Annotated in this window: 11 protein-coding genes and 1 pseudogene; 4 read left to right on the top strand and 8 right to left on the bottom strand. The window is 61.9% G+C overall.

The features are described 5' to 3' along the window. Nucleotides 1-89 precede the first annotated feature (89 nt). From GSQ89_RS00095 to GSQ89_RS39950, 3 genes and pseudogenes are all read right to left on the bottom strand, one after another. Nucleotides 90-1436: a toprim domain-containing protein gene (locus GSQ89_RS00095; protein WP_158920684.1), complete on the bottom strand. Its 1347-nt coding sequence runs from the start codon at nucleotides 1434-1436 to the stop codon at nucleotides 90-92. Beyond that, entirely contained in the window at nucleotides 1436-1729 is a 294-nt protein-coding gene (locus GSQ89_RS38960) for a hypothetical protein (RefSeq protein WP_254073010.1), read from the bottom strand. The genes GSQ89_RS00095 and GSQ89_RS38960 overlap by 1 nt, the downstream gene beginning before the upstream one ends. A 405-nt stretch (nucleotides 1730-2134) precedes the next feature. After that, nucleotides 2135-2323, bottom strand: a pseudogene (locus tag GSQ89_RS39950) (helix-turn-helix domain-containing protein); the annotation flags it as partial. Between the two features lie 1751 nt (nucleotides 2324-4074). Here GSQ89_RS39950 and GSQ89_RS00085 point away from each other — a divergent pair. Together GSQ89_RS00085 and GSQ89_RS39945 are read left to right on the top strand one after the other, a co-directional pair. Continuing rightward, a complete protein-coding gene (locus tag GSQ89_RS00085; protein ID WP_158920678.1) occupies nucleotides 4075-4302 on the top strand; it encodes a hypothetical protein in 228 nt (75 codons plus the stop codon). After that, entirely contained in the window at nucleotides 4296-4514 is a 219-nt protein-coding gene (locus GSQ89_RS39945) for a WGR domain-containing protein (protein ID WP_158920675.1), read from the top strand. The genes GSQ89_RS00085 and GSQ89_RS39945 overlap by 7 nt, the downstream gene beginning before the upstream one ends. Before the next feature lie 43 nt (nucleotides 4515-4557). On the opposite strand, the gene GSQ89_RS00075 is transcribed toward GSQ89_RS39945, so the two are convergent. After that, the gene (locus tag GSQ89_RS00075) at nucleotides 4558-4728 is read right to left on the bottom strand and encodes a CsbD family protein (protein WP_158920671.1); all 171 of its coding nucleotides are present in this window, start codon (nucleotides 4726-4728) and stop codon (nucleotides 4558-4560) included. Nucleotides 4729-5465: 737 nt separating this feature from the next. After that, nucleotides 5466-6587: an IS630 family transposase gene (locus GSQ89_RS00070; RefSeq protein WP_158920668.1), complete on the bottom strand. Its 1122-nt coding sequence runs from the start codon at nucleotides 6585-6587 to the stop codon at nucleotides 5466-5468. A 29-nt stretch (nucleotides 6588-6616) separates the two neighbouring features. On the opposite strand from GSQ89_RS00070, the gene GSQ89_RS00065 reads away from it, so the two are divergent. Next, entirely contained in the window at nucleotides 6617-6919 is a 303-nt protein-coding gene (locus GSQ89_RS00065) for a LexA family transcriptional regulator (RefSeq protein ID WP_158920665.1), read from the top strand. Nucleotides 6920-7172: 253 nt separating this feature from the next. Here GSQ89_RS00065 and GSQ89_RS38955 read toward each other — a convergent pair whose 3' ends face one another. Further along, nucleotides 7173-7244, bottom strand: a complete 72-nt coding sequence (locus GSQ89_RS38955; RefSeq protein ID WP_254073011.1) for a hypothetical protein — start codon at nucleotides 7242-7244, stop codon at nucleotides 7173-7175. Nucleotides 7245-7446: 202 nt separating this feature from the next. Here GSQ89_RS38955 and GSQ89_RS00055 point away from each other — a divergent pair, with 202 nt between their 5' ends. Next, nucleotides 7447-7623, top strand: coding sequence for a hypothetical protein (locus GSQ89_RS00055; RefSeq protein ID WP_158920662.1), 177 nt, complete (start codon nucleotides 7447-7449; stop codon nucleotides 7621-7623). Between the two features lie 136 nt (nucleotides 7624-7759). Here the strand turns inward: GSQ89_RS00055 and GSQ89_RS00050 are convergent, their stop codons facing one another. Both GSQ89_RS00050 and GSQ89_RS00045 read right to left on the bottom strand, forming a co-directional pair. Further along, complete coding sequence (locus GSQ89_RS00050) at nucleotides 7760-8533, bottom strand: HpcH/HpaI aldolase/citrate lyase family protein (protein ID WP_158920659.1); 774 nt, start codon at nucleotides 8531-8533, stop codon at nucleotides 7760-7762. Nucleotides 8534-8641: 108 nt separating this feature from the next. Further along, on the bottom strand, nucleotides 8642-9250 hold the full coding sequence (locus GSQ89_RS00045; RefSeq protein WP_158920656.1) for a tyrosine-type recombinase/integrase: 609 nt from the start codon (nucleotides 9248-9250) through the stop codon (nucleotides 8642-8644). Nucleotides 9251-9329: the final 79 nt, after the last annotated feature.

The raw sequence follows: 9329 nt of genomic DNA, 5'->3' as shown, positions 1-9329 counted from the left end.
GTCAGCGACAATCAGACCGAACATCATGAACTCGTTGCGGTCATCAATTCTCATCCTGATTGACGCATTTTCTCACCCAGATTGTCGCGCTACACCGCTGCGGCGTCACAGACCAGGAGAACCACGCGGCTGGCGAGCCACTGCTCAGCCTTGATGATGTCGTTGTCGGTCATCGTAGGTATGCCGCCCCGCGGCCAAAACGGCTTGTCGACGTAGACCTCAGCGCACTGCGCTGCGAAGTGTTCCCATGGTTGCATCTCGGGGCTGAACACTGCCCAGCGTCGGTTTTCCTTGTCTGCAGTGTGCACGATGACGAACCGGGTCCAACTCGTCTTGCCGTGACCCGGGTAGCCGGTGACGATGATCAACCGCCCCTCGGTGGGCAGTTTCAGAATCAGATCGGTCGCCATTGTCCCGGTGGTCATTACCGCCGGCGGTGGCAGTTCGCGCAGCGCCAGCAGCGTGCCCGTGCCGATGCGCTGAATGCCGGCGATCGGATATGGCGCTGCATCTCGGATACACGCCTGCAAGGCTTCCGTGCCACTGAGGCGCAACGTGTCGCACGCGTCCTTGCAGCCTTCCGGCCAGCTCACCAACCAGCAGCGATGCCGGCCGAGGCGCCGCGCCAACTCTTCGCGAAGCGCCAGACCGGGCGTGTCATTGTCGCCTGCGAGGATGATCTTCTTCGCCTTCGACAATATGTCAGCGTGCGTGCGCAGCGCTTCGAACCGCTTGTCATCCTCCTTGAATGTGGCCTCTTTCCCCGCTCCGTCCTTCAGCGTGGTCGCATTCTCGATCTGGCACTCAAACAGCGCCATGACGTCCATTTCGCCTTCCACGAAGACAATTTCAGCCGGCGCATCGCCCAGCCGGTCGACGTTGAACAGTGTTGGCAGGGCGTCTTTGTCCTGGACAAAGGTCTTTTCCGGAGGCTTGGTCCGATACTTTCGGTTGACCAATTCCCCTTTAAAAAAATAGGGAAACACGACCCCCTCGCGCTCAGGCTTACCACCTTGGTCGACCTTCGCGCCCGGGAACCACGTTGTCGCCGCATAGACGCCGAACGCCTTGATGGTCCGGGCCCCGATCTCACGTTCGCCGAAGAAATCCCACAGCCATGGCGGCCGGTTCTCCTGCTGCGCTGCCGGATGCGGCTTCGGCTTCTGGATTGGAACCGGTCTCGGTGCCGCGGCCGAGGGTCTCGGGGTATCTCGGACAACCTTGCCGCCGTCCCGATAGCCGCAGCTGCCCCTATGGCACACCCAGGCGGCGCCACCGCCGTCGGCGTCAATTGTCACCGAGAGACTGATCTCCCGATCCTTCCCGCCACCGCACCGCGGGCAGACTATGTGCTCGGTGTGGCCCGGGCGGAGCGATTTCAAGCGGATGCCGGCGTCGGCAAGCAGCTCGGGAAGCGATTGGGCTGATTCGACCATCAGTCGAGACCTCCGGTGAGCCGCGAGATGACGCGGCCGGTCGGGTTGGATGGGGTGATGTGGCTGGGATGGCTCAGAGGCTGATCGCTGGCCGGTGGTTCGTCGCTCCATTTCTCGCCGCGAAGCCAGCGTGCCGGCCCGACCGCAAATTTCGGGTCTTCGGCGCCCAGAGGTGTGAACTGCCGCCCATATCTCGCCATGGCGTCGAGCAACGTGGCGAATGGGATCCGCCGCTTGATCCGCAACTGCCGGAAGAGCTTTGCCGCGTCTGCCTTGTCGACCCGCTTCGGCACGACCTCCCACCACCGATCGAACTCGGCGGCGATGGTGTCATCCTCGAGGACCTCTTTCCGGGCTCTTCGCTTGAGCCCGACAGGCTCAGTGGGAACGTCCTCCGGCGCGAACAGCCCACCGCATGCGAGCGGCTCACTCGAAGCGTCGCGTGGGTTCGATTGGGGTTGTATTTGGGGTTCTAAGGGTTTGGGTGACGTAGTGTCAGGGGTTTTGGACTCAGTGTCAGGGGTGGGGGTGACACTGTGTCGGGGGAGGGGTGACGTAGTGTCAGGGGTGACACCTTGTCTGGGGTGGCGTGGTGTCTGGGGTGGCGCGATCCTGTCGTCTGGAGTCACCTCCGACCCGATTGCCAGGGCGTATTGGCTCGGTCGCCCCGGACGATCAATGATGGTCAGATATCCTGCGGCGGCGAGCGATCGACATGCCCGTTGAACAGTTCGACCCTCCACGCCAGCAAAAAGGGCCAGTGTCGCTACGGACGGATCGCACCGTCCGGTCTGATCGTTCATGCAATCAGCCAGCGCCAGGAGCACAGACTTCGCAGCGCCAGTGATCGGCAGCCGAAATGCCCATCGAAGAGCGGAGTTGCTCACGGCGCCCCACCGGACACCGCCGACAGAGCGCGTTTGACGTGCGTCACATTTTTCGCGAGCGCTCGGGCAATTTTCTCATCGGAAACCGGCCGACCGAGCCTAGCCTCGAGATTCTCCGCCAGGCGTTCGATGGTGGCGGCCAGGCGTCGGCGCACGCGCTTCCGTGCTGATCTCGGTTGGAAAGGGCGCTTCATACCGCCGACTCCCTCCGCAGAGTCGCCTGCAGAGCGTGCCAGGTGTCGAGTAGATCGATACCCGGCTCTCGACTGGCGGCCAGCACGAGTGCCGCATCAGCATGACCCAGCGGCAACCAGCCCTTGCAGACAGGCCGCGCCAAGCGGCACGCCAGCGCACGAAGTCGGGGAAGGGTATACAGCCCATCCCCTGCCGCCGGAGCGGTAGCGGCGATCATGCGAACATCTCCCGCAACTCGGATGCACGACGGGAGTGATGCTCGGCTGCGTGGTGACAGCCCTCTGCGAGGAGGCGATCCGCGAGTCGATCTATGGATGCCGCAAGGCGCGCTGCTGCGGAGACGCCGGGATCGTATTCAACAGGATCGAAATCATTGTCGTTGGTGACGCGTGACATGTCGCTGCTCTTTCATAGAAGAGCGCTGGCTTGTGTGCTTGCGACTGCGATGACGGTTTGGTATATTCACTAGGTCGTTGCTCGCGACTTCAGCCGAATTACTAAACCATATCCCATCCGCCTGCGCATGGCCGCGCTGGTGGATGGGATTAGGCTGCGTCTTTGTGGGAAGCCGCCTTGCGACCGCTCATGATCACTGGGGCCTCAGCAAACTTGGCGTACGCAACCTCGAACAGCGTCGCCGTTGGAATGACCGCCCGGCCGTTTACGCGCCGGATTGGCAGTGGCCAAGCCTCCAGGCTACGGTGGGACACCGGGAAAATGTGCCGCGTGATTAATCTCGCACCGGTCTGGCGATCAACATTAGGGGGCTGATCGGCAAGGGCTTCCAGCAGATGCGGCGGGAGACGAGTTGGCGAAGCCGCGTTCGAGTCGACTTGCTGGAACGGACTTAAAGACGTCGGGGGTGTTGATGGGGCGGGCACGGGCGGGCCTTCAGCGCATCGTATGCGCCATTTTCAGATGAAGGACAGCCCGGCAATTCGCGCGCCGGTGCGCCACGTATACTTACGCTACGTCGCCTATTACGCGACGTCGCCGCCTAATGCAACCGTAGTCGTTCAATCGGCACCACCTCCTCAGGCGGGTCCGACCGCTGAAATGCCTAATTGGCCCGTGCCACCAGAGGTACGATGTTCTCGACGGCCTCTTTCCCGTCCAATGCATTCCTCAATAATCGGCCCCAAAGTCCCATAGCCCGAACCTGCTCCGGTCGGCGACTCGACCGTTGATAGACTCCCAATACGCCGCCGCGGGTATCAGCCTGCCGGTGATTCAACGCGGCATCGGCTACCGCCTCCTGGATGCCGGCTCCGCCCAACGCCGACGCGAACGACCGTCGGAAACCATGCCACGTCCAACCGTCCAGCGTTGCGCCGTCATCTTTTGACTTGGTTGCCGTCACTAGCGCGGCCTTGATATCGGTGAATGTGCCAATCTCCCCACCGGAGCGGGTCGCCGGAAACACCAGGCCGAACTCGATGTGATGGAGTGAACGATGCGAACATCAGCCATCAACAGCATTCCCATGCGCTGTCCTCGCTGTGGCGCGTGGGCGCTCTGCTCGCCGTCAAAGGGTATCTGGTGTGGGACGTGCAAGAATGGATAGCGCCGCCCGGGATGTCTTGTGGGAGCGCGATGCGCTCGACCCGCAATGGTACTCGAGCCCGGTCGGTGCTGTGCGCGGTCCAGGCTACCGATCCGGCGGCTGGTGGTTCCTTCCGGCTAACGAGCCCGATGAGCAGGCGTTTGACATCAGGCCGTTCCGGACGATGCGCGAGGCCATGGAGGCCGCCGGCGCCGAGCGGAGCGGGTTTGCGCCATGCTGACAATCCACCGACGGGACACCAGCCGCAATATGGCCCGGTTCTACGCCGTTAGCCTGCAAGCCGACCTACTGGACGGCTGGAGCGTGGTTCGGGAATGGGGACGGATCGGCCGACCAGGACGGGTCAAGACGGATCTGCACGACGCCTTGGCGCCGGCGCGAACGGCTGCGGAGGGGCTGGCAGCCAAGAAGCGGGGTAGGGGATACTGCTAAGGGAGGCCGCTCAGAGCAGAAAGCCCCCACCCCATCGTGAGGCTTACTTCTTCATCGCGTCCTTCGCGCCACCGACGGCGTTCTGGACCTTGCCAGCCGCCTTCTCGGCGGCCCCTTCGGCCTGAGTCTTCGTGTCGCCGGTCATTTTGCCGGCGGCCTCCTTCACGCTGCCTTTGACCTCGTGCGCAGCGCCTTTGACCCGATCCTTGTCCATTGCGAACTCCTGATTGTTGCGCAGCTTAGGCGTAGCAACGACTCAACGACCGGCAAGTGCCTGAGGTTCCGGGGAACTGGAACCGCTCGGCATGAAGCTCTGTGTGGTATGGAATCTGGCGCTTTACCGGTTTGCCTTCGGAGCGCCAAGTGGCAAGTCGCCCGGGGCACCGCCGCGGCGCCCCATCACCAAAATGCAGGTTGTCGCAAGCCCTTCCTCACTAAGTAGTTCCCGGCCTGTCTGCGCCGTCCTCCCACATTCTCATCGGACGGCGCATCGTCCACAGGAGGCCCCGGCATGAACAGGTTTTTGCTCGCAGCGACGGTAGCCATTGCAATGACACCAGCCATCAGCTTCGCACAAGCGCCTGCAAAGGATAGCGCGCATACGCTGCTCACCCCCAACGCGCCCGATCCCGGCCGGTCCGGAGCGGTCGTCCAGCTCCCGCAAGGGGGTATGGGGGTCACCACGGGTGGCACAGCGAATTATCAGACGCTCGGAACCCCGAATGGCAGCGCGACCATGGTCCCAAATGGCGGCGGCACGTCCACTGTGATCGGTTCAGGGGGGCGGGCCGGTACCGTCGCCACGCCCCGGTAGGCGTATTCGGGCGGATGTGGTGGTTTGTCGATCGGCACAGCGGTTCGGCGCCGGCGGAGGCCGCGGCGGAGCGGGCTGTGCGGCGGAAGCGGGGGCGCGTGGTATCGCTGACTGTTCCTAGTACCCCGTCACAGTGATTACGACTCTTTCAAAACGTCGGGATAAACACGCGCCAGCTTGTTCCGAGCCTTCTCGGTGGTGAACTTCCATGTGATGCGCGCGCCTGACGCATTGCGCCGCCGTTGCCAAGCGTCGATCTCGGCGACCAGCACTTCGCGCTCGCCAATGCGCCAATCGAGACATTGACCGCGCAGCACACCGATTTCGATTTCCACCATGTTGAGCCAACTCGCGTGTTTCGGTGTGTAATGAAACTCCAATCGCTGGAGTATGCGGTGTGCCTCAGGCGCTGGGAAAGTTTCATACAAGGCCCCAGCGGTATGGGTCGAAAGGTTGTCCAGCACCACACGGATACGGTTGGCGTCCGGATAATGGATATCGACCAGATCATGCATGCAAACGGCGAAATCACGTGCTGTTCGCTGGTCTGTTACCTTCACATGACGCCAGGATTTATGCGCGTCGAGAAACACGAACAGATTGGCCGTGCCGTTGCGCTTATATTCGCAGTCATACAGCTCGGGCTGTCCAGGTGCCCCCGGGATCGGCGCGCGCACCTCGCCGATCAGTTGGGTCGGGCTTTCGTCGAAGCAAACCACTGGGTTCTTGGGATCGGGCTGCTCGGCGTAAAGATCGAGGACATCCTCCATACGCGCGACGTAGGTGCCATTCACGTCCGGAATGCACCACATCTTCCGGAGCCAGGGTTTCAGGTCGTCCTCGGCCATGCGCCGGCGCACCGTCTCGCGCGACAATCCGTCATGGCCGGTCAGTTCGACCATCGCACCCGCCAGCAGGTTGAGCGTCCATCGTTTCCGCCCTGCCGGCGGGCTGGAACACGCGGTCGCCACCAGGAGCGCCGTCTCCCTGCCGGATAGCTTACGGGGTGCTCCCGGTCGCGCCTCCTCGCTCAGTGCCAGTTCGAGATTGCCTTCCACGAAGCGGCGTTTGGTCCGGTAAACCGTGGAACCGCCAACGGAGACGCTGCTCGCGATCGTCTCGTCGCTGACCCCGGCGTCGGCGGCGAGCAGGATCTGGGCTCGTTTGATCTTGCGCACCGCATGTTTGCCGCCGCTCAACATCGCCGCGAGCGTCGCACGTTCCGCCTCGCTCAGTTCCACCCGGTACCGTATATTCATGTCCGCCCCCCCCGTTGACGAGGGCGACGATGAATCGCGCGGCGACTGATTCTCATCCGGTTTTCACGCCAAAGCAGGGGCAATATCTGGCGTTTATTCACGCTTATACGCTGGTGAACGGGCGGCCGCCCGCCGAGGCGGACATGCAACGGTTCTTTCGGGTCGCACCGCCGTCAGTGCATCAGATGGTGGTTGCCCTCGAAAAAGCAGGATGGATCTCGCGCCAACCGGGGGTGGCACGAAGTATCGCCGTTCTGGTCGATCGTCACGATTTGCCGGAGCTGCATCCGGGCTACGGTCAACCGGTCAAAACCGCCGTGCAGAGGTACTAGGCGACTCCGGTCGCCGAATTAGGTGAATCAAATCACTCAGATGAGGGCAATATTATCCCGCAAAATCGCAACCGTCCGTGGCAATCCCTGGCGCGCCAGGAGATCGAGATATTCGCTTGGCGTGAAGGGGGGATTTTTGAGCCGGGCACGCATCTCTTTGATCGCTCCTAATGCGATCGGTGGAGCGAGGGTCAGCACGTGAGCAATGAATTCGTCCGGATGCTGTGCTTCTATTTGGAACGGTGCTAAGGCCTCATCTGGAAAATCCCTGATGATTGAGCGTCACGATAACATCGGCCTTTCCCACTATGGCCGCAGCGAGCACATGACGATCGTCCGGATCCGGCAGAGCCAGACCATCTATCAGGCTTTCATATCCCGTTACGGTCGCATCAGGAATCGCCTCGCCTCGATGAATTGTGGCGGATCCCGATCACACAGGTATGACGACAGATTGCCTAATTCCTTCGGATTATTTCCGTGCGGCGGCGCACCCACTATGTTCGGGTGCATAAGGAGTCTGACCGATGATCGAATTTCGGGTGAACCACCCCGGTAAAGACAGCCCCGCCACCTTCAACGGTTGGTTGGACGCGCTTCATGAGTTTCAACGTCACGTTGCCAGTGGCGAGTGGTGTGACGTGTTCGTCCAAGAGGACGGCGAGCTGTGGCGGAAAGTCGCGCTCTTCCCGGGTGTTGAATAGGTCGCGCGATCATCCAGGAGTGTGGTCGCCGAGTCCGATCAACAGCGCCGTCAGTGTTTCGGCCAAGATTTGGAGCGCAACGTATCAACCGAGGCGCCACCCAAGGCAGGCCCCCTGCTGCCTGACCTTCTGCCGGTCAGCCTTTGATTTTGGCGATGGCCTGGCTGTAGGCGCCGTGCAGAATCTCAGCGTCACTGGCATAAGCCAAGATCAACGCGCCCGCCTCCTTCCACTGTTGGGCTTGCTCATGGCTGGAACACAGCATCGCGCAAGTCTTGTGGTGCTTTTTTGCAGCCGCAAGAATCAAGTTCCGTCTTTCGTCCAAAACGCGTGCTTGATCAGGCGAACCAAACACGCCGAGGTCCTGCGCCAGATCCGCCGGCCCGATCGTGAGCGCGTCGATGCCGTCCATCGCAGCAATTTCGTCCAGGTCGTCGAACGCGGCACCGGTCTCGAACATCACCGTCACGAATACCTGCTGATTGGCGAACGCCCGCCGTTCTGCTGCCGTCCCCGTGGTGTCGTAGTCAGTGGCTGGACTGTGACCGGCGTTGCCACGCAGTCCTCTCGGATCATAGCGCGATGCTGCAACGATCTCGGCTGCGTGACGGGCACTCTCGACCTGCGGGCAATGCAGGTTCCAGACACCGACATCGAGCAACCGCGTGATCCACTCGCGATTTGCCTTCGGCGGACGAACAGCGATCGGGAAATCGAGGGCTCGGGCCAGCAGCGCCATGTTCGCGATGGTTTCCATCGAGGGCGTGGAGTGCTCCATGTCCACCCGAGCGAAATCCAACCCAGCGGCTTTCAGCAACGTCAGGATTGCGGGGTTGCGCACCAGGTTGACCCATGTGCCGATTTGCAATTCTCCGCGCTCAACTCCAGCCCGCAGGGGATTGGGTCGCATTGTTCCCTCCTCGTGATCTGAGCGGGACTGTCGCTTGCACAGTGTCTCGGGTCAAATCGCCGAGCGTGGTCGCCCAAGCCTACCGGATGGGTGATCTGGCCCCCGAGTTCAACCTGCTCGCGCGTTGATCGGCACCACGCTTGCGTCGGCGTGTTTGCCCCCCAACGCATCAGCCAGTAGCCTACCCCAGAGCTGCATTGCTTTGACCTGCTCCGGCCAGCGACTCGACCGTTGATAGACTCCCAGGACCCCACCACGCGTCGCGGCCTGCCGGTGGTTCAGAACGGCGTCGGCCACGGCTTCGGGAATGCCAGCTTCGCCCAGGGCAGACGCGAAAGACCGGCGGAAATCATGCCAATTCCACCCAGTCAGGGCATCATCGTTGTCATCTGATCGGGTAGCGGCCGTCAGCGCCACTTTGATCTTGCTGAACGTGTCGATTTTCTTGCCCGACCGTGGCGCTGGGAATACCAACCCAGAACGCGGCAATCCCTTCGACATAAGACGTTCTGCTGCCTCCGGATTGCCGGATTGCGCCTCGGCCCAGGCCCTCCAGCGAGCACGCAGGACCTCGACCGCCAACGGGTGCAGATGAAGCCGATGCGGATCGTTGTTCTTCGTCAGCTGATCGGATTGCCGCCACTCGGCGTTCATCAGATCAAGATGCGGCCATTCCAGCTTTGCGGCTTCCCCCCGCCGGCCACGGCTGTCTGGCACGATTTTTGAGTCCTGAACGCACTATTTCGCTGTACAAGCCGCACGGTATTGATTCTACTCAGCTTCCGACGTTTGGCGA

The organism is Acidisphaera sp. S103 (assembly GCF_009765975.1).
Lineage (GTDB): Bacteria > Pseudomonadota > Alphaproteobacteria > Acetobacterales > Acetobacteraceae > Rhodopila.
The sequence above is the reverse complement of the archived record's forward strand: the minus strand, read 5'-3'. Positions and strand labels throughout refer to the sequence as shown.